Raw genomic sequence first — 18,675 nt, 5'->3', positions numbered from 1 at the left:
TTCAACATGTTTGGTCATTTTGTAAGTCGGAAAAACACAAATTCAGCAAAATGGGAGGAAGCTGTTGAGGATACAAATGCGGAGGATACTATTGCTTTATCGGTGGCGGATATGGATTTTCGGACTTCGCCTGAAATTATCAATAAGGTAGTGGATGCCGCAAATCATGGTATTTATGGTTATACGAATTTATCAGGTGATTACAAAAAGATTGTTAAAATGTGGATGAAAAAAAGTTACGACTGGAGCATTTCTGAAGACTGGGTTGTATTTTGCCCACGCATTGTCCAAGCAGTATCTTTGTTTGTTCAGAATAATACGCAAAAGGGTGATGAAATTGTTATCCAATCTCCTTTTTATAGTCCGCTAAAAAATGCCGTGGAATTAAACGAGCGCCTGGTTGTGACAAGCCCATTACAGTATTTAAACGGTCATTATGAAATGGACTTTGATGATTTGGAACGCAAATTTTCCTGTGGGGCTAAAGCATTTATACTTTGTTCCCCGCATAATCCAGTGGGACGGGTTTGGGATGAGTCGGAACTAATAAAACTAGCCGATTTATGTGTTAAATATAATGTACTATTAATTTCTGATGAGGTACATGCAGATTTTGCGTTTTCCAAAGGCCATATACCAATAGGAAAAATACAGTCCATTATGAACCAAGTAGTTATATGTACGTCTCCAGCGAAAACATTTAATCTGCCAGGATTGGAGATTTCCAATATTATTATTCCTAACCGTCATTTACGCGAAAAGTTCAAAATGAATTTGCAACAGGCTGGTATTCATAATCCAACTTATTTTGCTGTTCCAGCTCTAACGCAAGCTTATTTATATAGTGATGACTGGTTGTTAATGTTAAAAAGTTATATTAAGGAGAACTATCAATTCGCAAAAAACTATATAGAAGCGCATATCCCCAAGTTTAACGTTATTCAGTCGGAAGGCACTTATTTAATGTGGATTGATTGTCGAGAAGCCGACCTAAATGAAGGCGATTTAAGGAAATGGCTTTTTAAAAAGGCGAGAGTGGCTGTTTCCATGGGGAGTTCATTTGGAGATGATGGAAAAGGTTTTATCCGAATAAATGTAGCAATTCCAAGAAAAAAATTAGAAGAGGCTTTAGATAGAATTGCATCGACACATCCATGAGGGGGAGAACAATATGAAAAAGGTGCAAAGAGAACCAGGTTTGTTGTTAGCATTAGTGCCAGTCATCAGCATGCTTGTACTACTTAGTCTGGGCATAGGGATTTATGATCTTCCTGCCGAGCCTTTGATTCTTGTATCTACTTTAATAGCAGGAGTTATTGCTTTATATCTCGGTTATAGCTTTGACGATATCATGGAATCTGTCTCAGAGAAAATAGGGAAAGTTATGCCGGCGATATTGATCCTAATTACTGTTGGATTCATGATAGGTGCCTGGATGGTTGGTGGAACAATTCCAATGTTAATATATTATGGGCTGAAGATCATATCCCCTGAGTATATTTTTGTAACCGCCTTTATTGTTACGTCTGTAGTTGCTATTTTCACAGGAACATCCTGGGGTGCCGCTGGAAGCATTGGCGTGGCATTTATGGGAGTGGCAATTGGAATGGATACTAATTTAGGTGCTGTGGCGGGTGCTGTAGTTTCTGGTGCCTATTTTGGAGATAAACTGTCGCCGCTGTCCGATACAACTAACTTGGCTTCCTTATCAACTGGGGTAAATTTATATGATCACATTAAACATTTGCTTTATACTACTGTGCCATCCTTTGTTGTGGCTGGAATTGTTTATTTAATAGCTGGGTTTATGATATCTGATGGTAAAGGTGTAATCCCCGATAGTGTTTTTGAAATTATGGATACGTTAGACCAGATCTATGATTGGAATTTATTGTATATTTTGCCGCTTATTATTGTTCTATATGGGGCAATACGTAAGAAACCAACCATTCCAGTCATGTTACTGGCGTCATTTGTGGCGATGGCTAACGGAATGATATTTGAAGGATTTTCATTAAATGATGTTATTGTATCAACGTTGAACGGTTTTGACCTTTCCATGGTTTCAGGGTTCGATACATCAAATGTTATTGAGGATATACCAACATTGCTAAATCGTGGCGGTATGATGTCTATGATGAACACGTTGCTAATAGCAATTGTTGCCATTGCATTTGCGGGTACCATGATGGTCTCCAACTCGCTTCATGTGATTATTAATAATCTGTTAAAAGTAGTAAAAAGCACATTCGGCTTAATCGCAAGCACCATTGTTACATGCTTGACAACTATTGGTGTAACAAGTAATGGTCAAATTTCTATTTTAATTCCCGGTGAAGCATTAAAAGATGCTTATATTAAAAGAGGATTACACCCGAAGAATTTATCAAGAACGATTGAAGATTCTGCTACGATTATTGAACCAATTCTGCCATGGACGGCTGCAGGGGCGTATATGGCCGGGACATTAGGGGTATCTACGTTATCCTATTTACCATGGGCCGTACTAAATTATTCGGGAATTATCTTTGCACTTATATGGGCATTTACGGGATTTGGGATAGCTAAATTGGGTAGTGATGAAAGTGAACACAAAACTACTGGGGAGAGCGCCTAGGGGGAGACTGAAATACAAAGGGTTTCATATCTTGTTAAAAGAAAATTAAAAAGTCATGCTGAATAAACCTCATCTGGTAATAGATGGGGTTTTTAACTAACCCTTTATTGTATAGTGGGTATTCGTTTTAAAGGAACGATTTGGGTTATTTTGAAATACCAAGCGCTTTTAGGTATATGGACTTTACCCATGTACTTTAGCCCCTCAACTTAGGGGAATTTTTTTAATTTTGTAGAATCATCGTACATATTCAGGCTTATTGGTATTAATCCGTTGCTAAGCTGATTCATTTTACACTTATCCACCTTAATAGTTTCTTGATCATAAATATTGCCCCTTTGTTAACTAGTTGACATCCATGCCTTAGTATAATTGAAATGTAAATAAATGGACGTTGCGCTGTAAGGCAGAAGATATCAGTTTGCTCTCTGCTACTGATAGCAATGGATAATAAAAGTTGCACATCTTATGTTATAATATACTTGAAATTGAAGTTTTACTCCGATGTTATCAATTACATAATGCAGGTATTTAACTTAGATAAAAACGAATCAATGACAATATATCGCCCTATTATATAAATGATAAAAATCTATTTTATCGAAAGTATGCTGGTATCCTTGAGAGGTGAGATGAGATGTTTGAAAAAATTGATGAAAAGAAAGCACGGCTTGATGCAAAACGTCCTTTGCCAAAGTATACATTAAGAAGTTTACGAGAAAAGCTATTACTTGAATGGACATATAACTCAAATGCAATCGAGGGAAACACGCTAACATTAAATGAAACGAAAGTCGTGCTGGAAGGTATTACAGTTGGTGGAAAAACAATGCGTGAACACTTGGAGGTTATTAATCATCGTGATGCCATTGCGTATGTGGAAGAAATGGTTCGACGTAAAGAGTCACTGTCAGAATGGCAAATAAAAAACTTGCATCGGCTAATACTAAAAGGCATTAATGATGCATATGCTGGAAATTATCGTGACCAACAGGTTTTCATTTCAGGTGCAAAGCATACACCACCAGCCCCGTTTCTTATAAAGGAACAAATGGAGAAATTAATGAATTGGTATGAACAAGAAACGAAACAACTGCATCCGGTTACCCGTGGAGCGATGTTACACGCAATCTTTGTGGGAATTCATCCATTTATTGACGGCAACGGTCGTACAGCCCGGTTATTATTGAATCTGGAGTTAATGAAAGATGGGTTTCCGCCGGTTGTCATCAAAGTAGAAAATCGATTAGGTTATTATGAAGCCTTAGATAAAGCGCATACTCAAAAGGTTTATGATGACTTTATTCAGTTAGTCGCGAAGGAAGTAGAAGATTCTTTAGATTTGTATTTAAGTGCTGTAAAGTAAATTTTCATTTAGTGGGCTTTTTCTCCACCATCGCTAATCCCCCCAAGAGGTGGAATAGACGAAGATATAAAAGACGTGGCGGGCTTAGGAAGGAGTATGCCGGATGTCATGGTGCTGTCATGAGCATCGATACATTCGGTGTTTCAGGTCCTGGAGATCAAGTGATTGAAAAATTTGGATTTACGGTGGAAGATGTGGTGGAGCGGTTTAAGGAATTGGTTTAGTAGTATAAAATAATAGGTAGCAACAGTAAAATGTTATAAGGATAGTTGGCTCTGTGGATGTTTTTTCTACAGGGCTTTTTTGCGGGAGATAATTTATGACAAGATGTAGTTTGCTAGCCCCCGACTTCGTGTCTGTGACTTGCACGCACACTCCCGGAGAAACAATGCTAAGCGTAAGGCATCTACAACTTATTTCTGTTCGCTTCCATATTTCTTTCCATTTTCGCTTTCTCTAGCCGATAATACATCATCGCTTGCCTTGCTTTTTCTATATCCTTTTTACTTACCTTAAGATATATCGGGCTTTCTTTGTATCCGAATTGATAAAAATTTTCCCAGTTGTATGGAATCTGGTACTTAACTGGGATTTTGTTGTTTCTCAGAAGCCAATAATATTCGTTTGCTTCGCCTACACTTGATTCATCTCCATTGTAGACTGTCTCATATTTATTTTTATCCCTAAGCAAAAACATAAATGTGACGATAGATGCAATTGATAGTATTTCAATCATGGTAAATCCCTCTTTACTATGTCGGGGGAGTGGAACCAAACCCCGGACGATCAAAAATCGGTCAATGACTTTTAGGTCCACCGTATTTGTCAATTTCGTCATCCTAGCAACTGATCCTGGTAGCGATAACGAACTTTCAAACTGCAATATTCACCCGTCTGTACTATTCTTGCAATGGTACGCCCCTATAAACAAAGTATATCCTAATGGACGGATTGCTAATACATCACCGTATCAATGGGTGAAAAGGGTTGTGAAATTTGATCAGCAACAGGTTCCAAAAAAACTAAACGAAGCATCTTCTCCAAAAAATTCATATGCCGGAGTTAAACCATGAATAGAAACTAAACGGACATTTGGGAAACCGATTTTCTAAAGTGACTTAACTTTTCGAATTAATTGTTGACTTTTGGGGCGGATGGATTGCCGAAATGGTTTAGAGGTCTTCGCCAAAAAATGACGATATAAAGGGAATTGCCATTAATAACGAACTTGCGAAAAGAATGGTTGAATATAAGACGAAGTTAGTTGAACGATCCAAAAAAAGTAATGGGAATAAAAAGCCTTGAAAATGTGTATATAGGGGTTGAAATTATATATATGTATAGAATGCATTATGAAGGGATGAATGCAGATGCTCACCATAAACAAGGGGGTTCAATTAATGAAAAACGAACCAACTATGTTAAGAAAGGACGTTGATTGGCGGATTGCAAATTGTGAATACGTTGTTCGAAATGTTCCATACTTTAAATCTAATTATTACAATGAAGAATTATTGGATATGGATGTTTCTATAGTGATAACTACATTGCGTGATCTTATGGTTGAGAATGCAATCCCACATGATGTAAATTATGATGATTTCGCTGATGTTGAATTTTAGTTATTGGTAAATATGGCTTTATGTAACCTGTTTCCTTCCCTGCCTTATCAAACAAAAACGTTAAATTAGTTCTGATACCTAACATTTAGGTAGACGAGGTCAGGATTCATTGTGATATCATTTTCATACAATGGTGGCTCTTAGTCGATAATATGGAAACTTGGTTGAAGGTTTTCGATAGTCGATAACTTGGCGCACCATTTTATTTAAGGAAGTGGAAGGAACGTAAATTTTATATTTTAAATACCTTTAAGTTGAGGACATTGAATAAACCTATAAATGCCCTCAACTCACTCCAACCTAAATATTTTATTCCTTACCCTTCACCAAACCTTCAATCTCCGAGAGAAATTTACGCGTAATTTCCTGTGGCCGTGTAATCGCCCCACCGACAACAGCCGCGTATACATCCAATTCAAATGCTCTTTTTAGCATTTCGGGAGTTGCTATGTTCCCTTCTGCAATGACCGGGGTTTGAACTGCATTCTGGACGTCTTTTAAAAAGGAAAAATCATGATCGTATAATTTTTCACCTTTTGTATAGCTTGTATAGCCATGTAAAGTAGTTCCAATGTAATCAAATTTAAGTTTTTCAGCATTGATTGCCTCTTCAACCGTTGAAATATCCGCCATTAATTCTACATTGGGCGCTTGATTTCTTGCATAGTTAACTAATTCCTTCAACGTCTCTTTTGGTTTTGGATTAACGGTAGCATCCATGGCGATGACGTCACATCCACTTTCGATTAATTCATCAATTTCTTTGGAGGTAGCGGTTATATAAACATCAGAATCGGCATAGTTCCGTTTTACGATCCCAATAACAGGAAGATCAACTTCTTTTTTGATTGCCAGAATATCAGCTTTTGAATTTGCCCGAATCCCTTTTGCCCCGGCTTGGTAAGCAGCCAGTGCCATCTTGCTCATGATAAATGAAGAATGGAGTGGTTCATCCTCGAGTGCTTGACAGGATACAATCAAGTTTTTTGGTAAATACATGGGTTACATCTCCTAATCTAATTTTCAAGTATTTCTTCTATTTCATTTTTAATGACAGAAACTTGCGGGCCATATATAACTTGAACACCGCCGCCTTTTATGACAACGCCCTTACTTCCAGTTTGTGATAATACATCCTTATCGACTATGTCACTATTTTTAACGGTTACGCGTAATCTGGTTGCACAGTTATCAACATCGACAAGGTTCTCCCTTCCACCAAGAGCTTCAATAATGGCAAAGGGGCGTCCTTCTTTTGTTCCACCACCTGATTGATTAACTGCAGGCTTTCCTGCTTTTTCATCTTCTCGTCCAGGTGTTTTAAAATTGAACCGTTTAATCAGGAATGAGAATGTAAAGTAGTATAGGAAAAACCAAATGATACCGATCGGAATGACATAAATCCAATTTGTCTTTTCTTGCCCTTGTAGTATTCCAAACAACACAAAATCAATGAAACCGCCAGAAAATGTTTGTCCGATAGTAATTTGAAAAATATGTGCGAGCATAAAGGCAAAGCCATCAAATATAGCATGTACGACATAGAGTGCTGGTGCAACGAACAAAAATGAAAACTCCAGGGGTTCGGTAATTCCTGTTAAGAAGGAAGTTAACGCTGCGGATAGCATTAATCCTCCGACGACTTTTTTATTTTTTGGTTTGGCAGTTCGATAAATGGCAAATGCTGCGCCAAGTAGTCCAAACATCATGGTAATGAAACGTCCGGACATGAAGCGGGAAGTACCTGCAAAAAACTTTTCTGTTTCCGGATCGCCTAATTGAGCAAAAAAGATATTTTGTGTACCTTGTACTAAATGACCAGCAATTTCTAACGAGCCACCCAATCCTGTTTGCCAAAAAGGTAAATAGAAGATATGGTGCAGCCCAAATGGTCCCAACATGCGTAAAATAAAGCCATAGAAAAATGTTCCAATATAACCGGTTGCATTGACTATATCGCCAATATTAAATATCAGGTTTTGGAACAATGGCCAAACAAAATACATGATCACACCAAGAATAATAGCAGAAAACGAGGTTATAATTGGTACAAAACGGGATCCACCAAAGAAACCCAAAAATTGGGGTAATGTTATTTTGTTAAAGCGGGTATGCAGGAAACTAGCCATGATCCCCACAATAATACCACCAAAAACGCCTGTTTCCAGTGATTGAACACCCAATGCCATGCCTTGACCAGCAGCGGATAAGTCATCAGTGGCTAAATTACCCGTGATGTTTAATATCGCATTGATGGTAGCGTTCATCACTAAATACCCAAGTAGAGCAGCTAAACCAGCCGTACCCTTATCGGATTTTGCCAGGCCAATTGCAAGTCCAATAGCAAAGAGAATCGGCAAGTTTGAAAATATAATGTCACCTGCAGCGCTCATCACAGTGAAAATTGCCTGTAACCAATCATGATCAAGAATGGGATATGTATCTACCGTGTTAGGATTGGAAAGGGCACCGCCAATTCCCAGCAGAAGTCCAGCTGCAGGTAAAATAGCAATCGGTAACATAAATGCTTTACCGAATTGTTGAGCCTTTTCGAAAATATTTTTCATTAAATGCACCTCCAAAGAAAATATTTTCCGTAATACTATCAAACGTTTTCATTTTTGTCAATCTACCACTATTTTAAACACACATAGAATGGTATGATTAAGGAAATAGCAATAAGGAATGATGGAAGGGAATGGAACATGAATTTTGAAAATAGAATTCAAAAATTTAAATCATGCTTAACCGAACATGACAAGAAAATTATTGGTTATTTGTCGGAACATAAAGCTATTATTTTAAATCAATCCATTGTTGATTTAGCAAAAGAAATACAGGTATCGCCAGCAACGATAACCAGATTTTGCAAAAGAATTGGTTTTAATTCTTTCCAGGAAATGAAGTTTTCCGTTGGCGGGGAAACCTCCGACATGCCTGATACGGCGGGAACATTCGCTACGATTTACCATTACTATCAAATGATTATCAAGTCAACGCAGCAGTTTATAAGTGAAGAACAAACAAATAAAATCGTTTCTTTAATCATGGATGCCAAAAGGGTTTTGTTTTGCGGAATTGGAAACTCGGGCTTAATAGCCAATGAGTTTAATAGCAGGATTGAGCGGATGGGCATTCATTCCAGATCCGTAACAGATGCGCATGGCATGATCATGGAGACATCATTGTTAGATGAAAATGACGTATTATTATGCTTCTCAAATACTGGTGAAACGAAAAGCGTAGTCGATTCAGCACGATTAGCACAAGAAAATAACGTGTTTACAGTGGCGGTAACGAATCATGATGATACATTACTGACGAAGTTTTCAAATGAAGTCGTGTTAATATCCAGTTACAAATATATCGATGATGAAAAATTTATCAATTCACAACTACCCGGTTTGTTTTTACTGGATATTTTAACGTATAAATTATTAAGTCATCAAACGTATATGGAAAATTATCAAACGACAATAAAAGCGGTTAAGCAGTATGGGTAGGGAATTGTTAACATGTGGCTGATTTTCCTTTTTAGCTGAAACGTACGCCTGTCATTTCCTCGTGAACCACTATAGTTCGAACAACAAAATCAGTTGTCAAACCACATAATTTGTGATAGGATAAATTAAATTCTGAAGCATTTCCTTTTTTAGAAATAAATATGAAGGGTTTGCTTCGTTGTCTTTTTTATGGAGGACTTCCAATGGAATCTATTTATCAAAAGATAGCAGCAAACCAACATACCTTTTCAAACAATTTACTGAAGATTACTTCATACTTATATGATGACCCGAAAATTTTTGCAATGAATTCGGCAGCAGAGGCGGGTAAACTAATAGGGGTTAGCGAGACAACGGTCATACGCTTTTGTCAAAAACTTGGCTACTCCGGTTATCGTTCCTTCCAGGGAGAAATACAGCAACAACTTTTCGAAAGAAGCACATTATCTGAATTTGTTGATAAGAAATCGGAAACGTACACAACGCATGCTTCATCCGTTAAAGCGTTGATGGCGAATGATTTGCAAGCGATTCAACAAACCATGGAACAATTATCAGAAGAAAAACTTGAAACAGTTGTAGCAAAAATTGCCTCTGCTGATCGAACGCTTGTTGCTGGTATTCGTACGTCGCATGCGTTGGCGAGCTGGTTTGCTTTTGCGCTTGATTTGGTGGTAGGAAATACAAGATTGTTTCAGTCCAATATGGATGATATTTTACTGCGCATTGGCGAACTTACTGCAAAAAGTGTTGTAGTCGTTTTTTCGTTCCATCGATATGCAGTTGAAACAATACATATTGCCAAACTGGCTAAGCGGCAAGGAGCATTTGTAATTGCATTTACGGATTCACCAATTGCTCCAATTTCCAAATATGCAAGTATAACACTACATGTACAATTAAACATGGGATCTACCCTTGATGTAGCACCAACCGTGATGTCGATAACGAATAGTATTATCTCAGCCATCTCGCTAAAAAATGCGGAACAATTTCAAAAACGCGCAACAAGATTTGATGCGATTGATGGAACAGATTTTTTTGCATGAGGAAGAGCAAGATGGAAACTAAAACAGAACTTGAGTTTGAAATACAGCTCCGGTGATTACGACTACTGGTAAGGAAGGTTTTCATTTTTATACCATTAAGCGGCCGGAGTTAAAAGCGACCATGCTGTGTTGGTAGGTTGTGATTTAAAACCTGGCTTGCATCATTCTAATATGACATTTGATCGAAGGATTATTCCAATAGTGGTAACTATCCTTTCCGATGCATTACAGAAAATAGTCAAGGTATACAGCGAGGAGGAACATCAATGACTTTAATGATAAAGACGCTGGAAACGATAGACGAACTCCAACAAATGCAGGAGGTTGAATCTGAGGTATGGCATATGGATCCCATCCCCGTCCATCAAACATTTACAGCGCTGAATCATGGCGGAATTGTACTTGGAGCCTATGATGGGGAGAAAATGGTAGGCTTTTTATATAGTTTTGCTGGATTTGACCGGGGTACTCCTTATTTGTGCTCCCACATGCTGGGAATTTTACCCGAATATCGAACAAGCGGATTAGGAGTAAAATTTAAATGGAAGCAAGCAGAGATTGCCAAGAAGATGGGATACAGCATGATTACCTGGACCTTTGACCCGCTGGAGAGCAGGAATGCCTATTTAAACTTGCATAAACTCCAAGCAACTGGTGCCCTTTATGAGGCGGATCATTACGGCTCCATGAATGATGAATTCAATCAGGGACTGCCGACAGACCGGATTCAAATTAAATGGGATATTAGCAATCAGAAATCGCAGCCCGACGTTTCGTTACAAGCGGAACACATTCTACTAGACGCCGATGAAAATGGCTATCCGATAGTGAAAGAACGCTTGGAAACGGCGAATCTTGCGGCTGGTGATTGTTATTTTGTGGCGATACCAAAACATTTTCAGGGAATAAAACAAACAGATTTTTCCCTTGCGAAACAATGGCGGCTGGAGACGAGGAAGGTATTTCAACAGCTTTTTGACCATGGATTTCAGGCAAGCGATTTGATTCGCGAAGCTGCGCATGACTACAGTTATTATGTGTTTACCAATTAGGACAGGGAGAGGATTAACAGTGATGGTTCCAATCAAGCAGATGAAATTAAAACGATTAAATATGCGGCTGAAGCATCCATTTACAACCAGTTTTGGCACTATGCAAGATCGGGCATTTTTCATTACAGAGGCAATCGACGTAAATGGTAACAGGGGATTTGGCGAGTCTGTTGCGTTTACCGTTCCATGGTACAGTGAGGAAACAGTGGAAACCAATTTGCATGTGATGAAAGATTTTTTCATCCCTATTTTGCAGGAGAATGAGCTTCAGCATCCTGACGATGTTTCCAAACTTTTTAAACCAATTAAGCGGAATAATATGGCAAAGTCAGCTTTAGAAGGAGCTGTCTGGGACCTGTATGCGAAACAAAATAATATGACACTTGCTGCTGCACTTGGAGGAGAGAAACAAGAAATTGATGTCGGGATCAGTATTGGGATTCAGCAATCGGTACAGGAGCTAATTGATACAGTGGATTATTTTATCAAGAAGGGATATAAACGGATTAAAATTAAAATTAAACCTGGCTGGGATGTGGATGTACTTCGGAAGGTTCGTGAACAATTTCCGGATACACCAATAATGGCTGATGCTAATTCCGCATATACATTAAAAGATATGGATCATCTGAAGCAATTGGACGATTTAAATTTAATGATGATTGAGCAGCCGCTTGCGCATGATGATATTTTGTATCATGCAACACTGCAGAAGAATATGCGTACCCCAATCTGCCTGGATGAAAGCATTCATTCGCTTGAAGACGCGAAAAAGGCAATTGAACTTGGTAGCTGCAAGATAATTAATATAAAAATTGGAAGAGTTGGTGGTCTGTCAGAGGCCAAACGGATTCATGATTATTGTCGGTCTCATGGAATTGATGTATGGTGCGGAGGTATGCTGGAGGCTGGAGTTGGCCGAGCCCATAATATTGCGTTGACCACCCTTTCTGGATTTACGTTGCCGGGAGATACGGCGGGCTCCTCCAGATACTGGGAAAAAGATATTATTACGCCAGAAGTACAAGTGGAAAATGGTGTGATACATGTACCTCAAACGCCAGGGTTAGGTTATGCGATAGATGAGGAAGCGTTGAAACAGTTTATGGTGGATGAACAAGTATTTGATTTTTAAGCTGGTTATATATGCAAAGATAAAAGGGGCCAGGCTCGAGCCGGTGTAGCTTAGAACAGTAATGGATGTAGTAGATGCCGAGTGCTCAAATCTGGTCCACAAAGAAATTCCATAGTGTTTTATGGGATTTTGAATATCAATTGCGGGAAAATGATTCAAGTCGTTGCTGGCTGGCAAGCGGTAGCGACGTTTTTCTTTTTCGTATAGATGTCTGAATGTTTAAAAAAGGGAGTGTATGCATTGAAAAAAAGTTTACAAATTGCTGGTGCTTATATCGGCTTGCTTGTTGGGGCTGGTTTTGCATCGGGTCAGGAAGTCATGCAGTTTTTTACTAGTTTTGGCTGGGGTGGTCTGGTTGGAACAGGGATCGCTGCCATATTATTTGCATTTTTGGGCATGCAGATTTTGCAAATCGGTTCGCGTTTGCAAACTATTTCGCATAGAGCCGTGATTTATCAAATTTGTGGCAAGTATATCGGAAGTGGAATCGATATTTTAGTTACCTTTTTCTTATTTGGCGTGGCATCTGTGATGATTGCCGGAAGCGGGTCTATTTTTCAGCAGCAATTCGGTATTCCGCCAATTATTGGGGCATTCATCCTGACTATCCTGGTTATTCTTACGCTTTGTCTGAATGTCAAAAAAGTTATTTCCCTGATTAGTATGATTACCCCACTACTGCTGCTGTTAATTTTTGTGATCACGGTGTATTCCATTTTCACGAATGATATCAACCTTAGTCAGCTTGACACCATCTCAAAGAATCAGCCGTCCGCTGCACCCAATTGGTTTATTGGTGGAATATTGTATGTTTCTTATAATATTACGGCTGGTTTATCCATGCTTGCGATTATCGGAGGGACGATAAAAGATAAAAAGGTTGCAAGTTTCGGCGGTCTGTTAGGAGGCCTGGGACTTGGTCTGTTATTGTTCTTGATCAATCTAGCATTATTTATCAATGTTGATATTATTCAAGATATGGCAATGCCAACATTATTTCTCGCAACTGAATTGTCTCCGGTAATTGGATTGTTGATGACCATAGCTCTATTAGGCATGATTTATAATACCGCTGTTGGCATGTTATATTCTTTTACTGCCCGGTTTATCAAGCCAGAAACACCGCGTTTTAGGAGCAGTGTTGTCGTGATCAGTCTACTTTCCTTTTGTGCCAGTTTTGTCGGTTTCACTGAATTGGTTGGAACTGTCTATCCGGTTACGGGTTATCTAGGTTTGGTACTGATTTTGGCCATTTTGATTGCATGGATTTCAGGAAATAAGAAGAAAAATAGTCAGGGTGATTATAAGAAGAATGTAATGTAATGGACAGGAACATTGCGAGGATGCCAGGAACTTTCTGAATTTTATCAAGTATTTTCGAAAAGGGTGTTGCGTCCCATGTTTCTAATCGCTATGGACATGAACACTTTCTCTGGAAGGTATATTAGTGTAGAGGCATAGTTGGTAATAACTATGCCTCCTCTATTACGAATTGTAAAGAGTCAAGGGTGCTGTCTTATCCCTATTAATAAGGACCCCAATGAATCATTACCCCGATGGTCAGGAATATAAGTCCAATTAAAAACCAGATTAATGCTAGCGGAGCCATAAAACGGATCCATTTGACATACGGGACTCCGCTGGCGGCTAGAACACCCATAAGAACACCAGATGTCGGATTTAGACAATTCACGACACCTTCACCAAGCATGACCGCTTCCACGGTGACTTGTCTGGTAATATTCATCAAGTCTGCTAATGGTGCAAGGATTGGAATGAAAACAACCGATTCACCCGATCCAGATGAAATAAGAAAGTGCAAAACCATACTACTAATGTACATTCCAATTGTTCCGAAGAGAGGACCTTGTCCTTGTAATAGATGCGCTAGTCCATTCACAATCGTATCAAGTAGATTGCCTTCTTCTAAAATAACGGATATACAACGGGCCATGCCAACAATTAATGCCCCGTAGACTAAGCGTTGGCATCCTTGCAAAAATGTTGAGGCAATATCATTGGCTTTCATCCCACCAATAATTCCAGCTAAAATGGCAATAAAAATAAAGGTCGCTGTCATTTCGGCATCGTCCCATTTTAGCCATAAAGCACCTATCAAAAAGCCTAATAGTGATAAAGCTGTTATCCCGATAATAAGCTTATGTCGAATAGTCCATGCAGGCGTGCTCTCTGCATCATCACTACTAGAAAGGGCATTACTCGGAAACCATTCGTTACCAAGTACACTGCCTTTCTTTTTGAGACGTTTTGTATACAAGTAAATATAAACAATAGTAGCAATTAAGAAACAAATATAAATGGCAGTACGTAATCCAATACCCGAGAACATTGGAAGTTCTGCAATTTTTTGTGAAATCCCTAAAGGAGACGGTGATAATATGGTGGCATTAAAACCAGCATAGGCACCAAGATAAATAATTGCCACACCCACAACAGCATCCCATTTTAATGTTCTGGCAACAATGATTCCAATAGGGATAAATCCGATGACTGAGTTTACAACGATTCCTGTTGTTCCAAGAACTGAAAATAAGGCAGCCACAATACAAATAAAAAAAAGTTGTTTTTTTCGAAATCTGTTAATAACGTGAAAAATCAATCCATCAATAGCACCAGTTTTTTCAAGGATAGCAATTGTGCCACCAGTAAAAAGTATCAAAAAGATAATAGGGGCAGCTGCTTCCATACCTTTTCCAATCGCTGTAAAAAATGAAACAACACCAACAGGGGATTGTTTGACAGTATGGTAACTACCTGGAATTGTGGTCGAGACCGTTCCCTTCGTTACCCTTTCAAATTCTCCTGCTGGTACAAAGTAAGTGGCAATAGCACAAATTAATGCCACAAAGAAAAGTAGCACATATGCATCAGGCATTTTAAATTTTAATTTTTGCTTCAAAGGCTTTTTTGTTTTGGAATGTACACTCATATAAATCCTCCTGCAACTTGGTATTTTGTTTTTTGAATAAACAACACCACTCGAAATATTGCTGAAATTGTAAATATGTATTGAATTATAATAAAGTTTTTCCTTCAAAGTCAATAGATTTTTGAAGGAAAAACTTTGGATCTATAGAAACCTTTATTAATAATGTCTTGCAAAAAAGCAGTTGATATTGGTCAAAGTCAAGTATATCCTTTAACTGACGATATTTGGTTTCAATATATTTCAACATTCAGGTGGCTATCAGTTGTAATGGGTACAAAAGAATTTTTGCTTGAATCTAATTTGTTTTTTTGTTATTTGCCGGATGATGTTCCCGTAAATTGTTACTAAACCTTATAAACTAATTGTCGAATACTAAGACAATTAGTTATAATGAGTCAAGGGTATAAAAAGTGATAGTCTTAAAAAGAATTTTGCCGGATCTTGTAAAATGTTAAAAGTTTGAAAAATACGCTGGTATCGGGTATGAAATTGACGAAATGACCTTGGGAGGAGTCACAGTTGAGACCAAACTATTAAATTTAATTTTGAAATACAGATAATTTTGGAGGGATAATAATGAAAGATTTTGTGGAGAAGCATTTTAATGACATGTTAGAGATGCTGGAGGAGTTAGTGAATACAGATAGCGGATCTTATGATAAGAACGGTGTCGATCAAGTAGGCAAGATGTTAAAAGAGAGGTATGAGCAGCTAGGGTTTTTAGTGACAGTTAAAGAAGAACAAAACGTAGGGAACAATTTAGTAATTCGACATAAAGATGCTGTAGATCCCGAAATTTTAATTGTAGCCCATATGGACACCGTTTTTCCAAAAGGAACAGCTAACGATAGACCTTTTACCATATCTGATGGTAAGGCATATGGTCCTGGTGTTATTGACATGAAGGCTAGTCAAGTTATGGTATATTTTACTTTAAAAGCGTTAACCGAAAAGAATGTTTCAGGTTATAAAAATGTAGAAATTATATTGAATAGTGATGAAGAAATTGGCACTAAATCATCCCGTAGGTTAATTGAGAATGCAACCAGCGGAAAGAAATGGGCACTTGTGGTAGAACCCGCTCGTGCGGATGGATCGATTGTTAGTTCCAGAAGGGGAGTAGGAACGTATAAGTTAAAGGTAAAAGGCAAGGCTGCCCATTCAGGAATCGAGCCAGAAAAGGGGATTAGTGCGATTGAAGAATTGGCTCATAAGGTCATTTCTTTGCAGGCTCTATCCAATCCACAAGAGAACTTGAATGTAAATGTTGGTCTGATTCAAGGAGGAACCTCTGTCAATACAGTTGCACCGGAAGCAGAGGCAGATATTGATGTCAGAATAAGTACTGCTGACCAAGGAAGTATGATTGACGAAAAGATAAAATCGGTTTGTAGTAAAACAGATGTGGAAGGGACTAAATTAGAGTTAACTGGAGGAATAAACAGGCCACCAATGGAATTTACCAACGAAATTCAACAGTTGGTCAGCATTATCCAACAGGAGGGTAAAGCGCTTGGCCTGGATATAAAACATACGGCTACTGGAGGAGGTTCTGATGCCTCATTTACGGCGGCTATGAATTTGCCAACAGTTGACGGGGTAGGTCCAGTTGGAGGAAAACAGCACAGTAAAGATGAATATTTAATAGTAGATAGCCTAAAAGAAAGGACATTGTTATTTGCAAATGTTTTAAAAAGATTAAGTACTAAACCATAATAAATGAGAGAAAATGGTGGAGTATTCCGTGGCCACCCCACAACCTAAAATCTTTTTTAAGATAGTTAAAAATGTGGATATACCCGACAACTTTCGGACATACTAAAAACAGCCAGAGAACCAGTAGCTATGTGGCTTCTCTGGCTGTTATTATTTTTTCGTACCAATCCTTAACTCTGTATATTTGAAAAGGTTCTTTACCATTTTTCACCTATTTATAAGACAAATACTTTCTCCTTTCAATCATGTCTTTAACCGTTTCGGGGTTTACACCACCAGTAATATTTCTTCTTTCTACAAAACAGATTGGGTCAACGATTTCTTGCCAATCTTTAGCTGTTAATACTACATCCTTTAACCAATCATTTATTTCATGCAGACTTATTTGGTACAATTGTTTATTTTCTTTATCGGCTTGTTTTGCTACAATACTTGCTTTTTGATGTGCCTTTCTAAATGAAATTTGATAGTCACGTGCTAATACATCGGCAAGTTCCGTGATGGTTATCATATTTTCCCTGGCCTGCTGATAGGCGCGATCGATATCAAAATCCATTGTTAAAATAACCGCATGCATTAACCTTAATACACGGTTTGCTCTTTCAAAACCAGTATATAAATGTGGTTGTAAATCATCTTCCGTATCATTAATATCCCCATAAGGAGTATTGTGTATCATATGAATCACTGCCATTCCCTCAGCCGCCGCACTGCTAGCAATTGAGCGAGAATGCTCGATCGATACAGGGTTTCTTTTTTGAGGCATAATACTACTGATTTGAACATAGGCATCTGATACCTTGATCAACCCTACTTCTTTTGAGGCCATACGTAAGAATTCTTGAATCCAGCGGCCGATATTTGTCATTAGGCTGATCAGAGCTTGTGCGGATTCGATTAAGTAATCCCCAGTACCAATAGCATCATAAGAGTTCTCTATCAAACCATCGAATCCAAGCAATTCTACCATTCGCTCCCGGTTGATCGGGAATCCAGTTGTAGTTATTGCCGCAGCCCCCATAGGAGATTGGTTGACAGTTTGATAGGCATGCTTTAATCGGTCAACATCACGTTGTAAATTATCGTAAATAGCAACTAAATAATGACCAAATGTGGTTGGCTGCGCAGGCTGCGTATGTGTGTGGGCAGGCATCACCGAATACACATGATTCTCGGCCTGATGAAGAATCGCTTGACTTAATTTTTTAGCGTTTTCGATTGTATTGTGTAAATAATTCCGTAACACAATTCGATACATTGCTTCACCCATATCATTTCTGCTTTTTGCTATGTGCATTTTGCCTGCTAATTCATCACCAATACGATCGCCAATTTTAGTCTCGATAAGGAAAAATAGGTCTTCATATTCTACTGAATACGTGATACTTTGCCGATCAAGATTTTCGATTTCGTCTATACCTGATAATATTTTACTTGTTTCTTCCTTTGTTAAAATACCTTGTTCTCCCAGCATGGTGGTATGTGCTTTATGGATCATAAACATGGCATCAAATAGGTATTTTTTTTGATCATAAAATACAGGTTTTAACAATTCATCAACATATGTTTTACCTGGAAATGTGTTGCCATCTACTGCTTCAAATTGTTCCTTTAACGAACTCATTTATCAAGCACCTCGATATTAAAAATTGTGTTGCTGTTACA

Annotated in this window: 15 protein-coding genes; 10 read left to right on the top strand and 5 right to left on the bottom strand. The window is 38.3% G+C overall.

Translation table 11 applies throughout. The features are described 5' to 3' along the window. The first annotated feature begins 6 nt into the window (after window positions 1-6). The 3 genes from O2S85_RS15790 (at window position 7) to O2S85_RS15780 (ending at window position 3,983) form a co-directional block, all read left to right on the top strand. A complete protein-coding gene (locus tag O2S85_RS15790) occupies window positions 7-1,158 on the top strand; it encodes a MalY/PatB family protein (RefSeq protein WP_269410258.1) in 1,152 nt (383 codons plus the stop codon). Between the two features lie 13 nt (window positions 1,159-1,171). Beyond that, window positions 1,172-2,617 (top strand): Na+/H+ antiporter NhaC, encoded by a 1,446-nt coding sequence (nhaC, locus tag O2S85_RS15785; RefSeq protein WP_269410257.1) that lies wholly within the window; start codon window positions 1,172-1,174, stop codon window positions 2,615-2,617. 637 nt (window positions 2,618-3,254) lie between these two features. Further along, entirely contained in the window at window positions 3,255-3,983 is a 729-nt protein-coding gene (locus tag O2S85_RS15780) for a Fic family protein (protein ID WP_269410256.1), read from the top strand. Between the two features lie 406 nt (window positions 3,984-4,389). Here the strand turns inward: O2S85_RS15780 and O2S85_RS15775 are convergent, their stop codons facing one another. Then, a complete protein-coding gene (locus O2S85_RS15775; protein ID WP_269410255.1) occupies window positions 4,390-4,821 on the bottom strand; it encodes a hypothetical protein in 432 nt (143 codons plus the stop codon). Between the two features lie 532 nt (window positions 4,822-5,353). On the opposite strand from O2S85_RS15775, the gene O2S85_RS15770 reads away from it, so the two are divergent. Next, entirely contained in the window at window positions 5,354-5,605 is a 252-nt protein-coding gene (locus O2S85_RS15770) for a hypothetical protein (protein ID WP_269410254.1), read from the top strand. 309 nt (window positions 5,606-5,914) lie between these two features. Here O2S85_RS15770 and O2S85_RS15765 read toward each other — a convergent pair whose 3' ends face one another. Together O2S85_RS15765 and ptsG are read right to left on the bottom strand one after the other, a co-directional pair. Next, window positions 5,915-6,604 carry an N-acetylmannosamine-6-phosphate 2-epimerase gene (locus O2S85_RS15765; protein WP_269410253.1) on the bottom strand — a complete coding sequence of 230 codons (690 nt, stop codon included), beginning with the start codon at window positions 6,602-6,604 and terminating at the stop codon, window positions 5,915-5,917. Between the two features lie 17 nt (window positions 6,605-6,621). After that, on the bottom strand, window positions 6,622-8,172 hold the full coding sequence (gene ptsG, locus O2S85_RS15760; RefSeq protein WP_269410252.1) for a glucose-specific PTS transporter subunit IIBC: 1,551 nt from the start codon (window positions 8,170-8,172) through the stop codon (window positions 6,622-6,624). A gap of 138 nt (window positions 8,173-8,310) precedes the next feature. On the opposite strand from ptsG, the gene O2S85_RS15755 reads away from it, so the two are divergent. The 5 genes from O2S85_RS15755 (at window position 8,311) to O2S85_RS15735 (ending at window position 13,667) form a co-directional block, all read left to right on the top strand. Beyond that, complete coding sequence (locus O2S85_RS15755; protein WP_269410251.1) at window positions 8,311-9,108, top strand: MurR/RpiR family transcriptional regulator; 798 nt, start codon at window positions 8,311-8,313, stop codon at window positions 9,106-9,108. Between the two features lie 203 nt (window positions 9,109-9,311). After that, window positions 9,312-10,157 (top strand): MurR/RpiR family transcriptional regulator, encoded by an 846-nt coding sequence (locus O2S85_RS15750; RefSeq protein ID WP_269410250.1) that lies wholly within the window; start codon window positions 9,312-9,314, stop codon window positions 10,155-10,157. Window positions 10,158-10,423: 266 nt separating this feature from the next. Continuing rightward, complete coding sequence (locus tag O2S85_RS15745) at window positions 10,424-11,209, top strand: GNAT family N-acetyltransferase (RefSeq protein ID WP_269410249.1); 786 nt, start codon at window positions 10,424-10,426, stop codon at window positions 11,207-11,209. A gap of 22 nt (window positions 11,210-11,231) precedes the next feature. After that, entirely contained in the window at window positions 11,232-12,344 is a 1,113-nt protein-coding gene (gene menC / locus O2S85_RS15740) for an o-succinylbenzoate synthase (RefSeq protein ID WP_269412612.1), read from the top strand. Between the two features lie 240 nt (window positions 12,345-12,584). Next, complete coding sequence (locus tag O2S85_RS15735) at window positions 12,585-13,667, top strand: YkvI family membrane protein (RefSeq protein ID WP_269410248.1); 1,083 nt, start codon at window positions 12,585-12,587, stop codon at window positions 13,665-13,667. Window positions 13,668-13,869: 202 nt separating this feature from the next. Here the strand turns inward: O2S85_RS15735 and O2S85_RS15730 are convergent, their stop codons facing one another. Further along, window positions 13,870-15,294: a YfcC family protein gene (locus O2S85_RS15730; protein ID WP_269410247.1), complete on the bottom strand. Its 1,425-nt coding sequence runs from the start codon at window positions 15,292-15,294 to the stop codon at window positions 13,870-13,872. 576 nt (window positions 15,295-15,870) lie between these two features. Here O2S85_RS15730 and O2S85_RS15725 point away from each other — a divergent pair. Then, window positions 15,871-17,010 carry a M20 family metallopeptidase gene (locus tag O2S85_RS15725; RefSeq protein ID WP_269410246.1) on the top strand — a complete coding sequence of 380 codons (1,140 nt, stop codon included), beginning with the start codon at window positions 15,871-15,873 and terminating at the stop codon, window positions 17,008-17,010. 211 nt (window positions 17,011-17,221) lie between these two features. Here the strand turns inward: O2S85_RS15725 and argH are convergent, their stop codons facing one another. Further along, window positions 17,222-18,634 carry an argininosuccinate lyase gene (argH, locus tag O2S85_RS15720; RefSeq protein WP_269410245.1) on the bottom strand — a complete coding sequence of 471 codons (1,413 nt, stop codon included), beginning with the start codon at window positions 18,632-18,634 and terminating at the stop codon, window positions 17,222-17,224. Window positions 18,635-18,675: the final 41 nt, after the last annotated feature.

It is taken from the genome of Lentibacillus daqui, assembly GCF_027186265.1.
Taxonomy (GTDB): Bacteria; Bacillota; Bacilli; order Bacillales; family Amphibacillaceae; genus Lentibacillus_C; species Lentibacillus_C daqui.
This window is presented reverse-complemented; position numbering and strand designations above follow the sequence as displayed.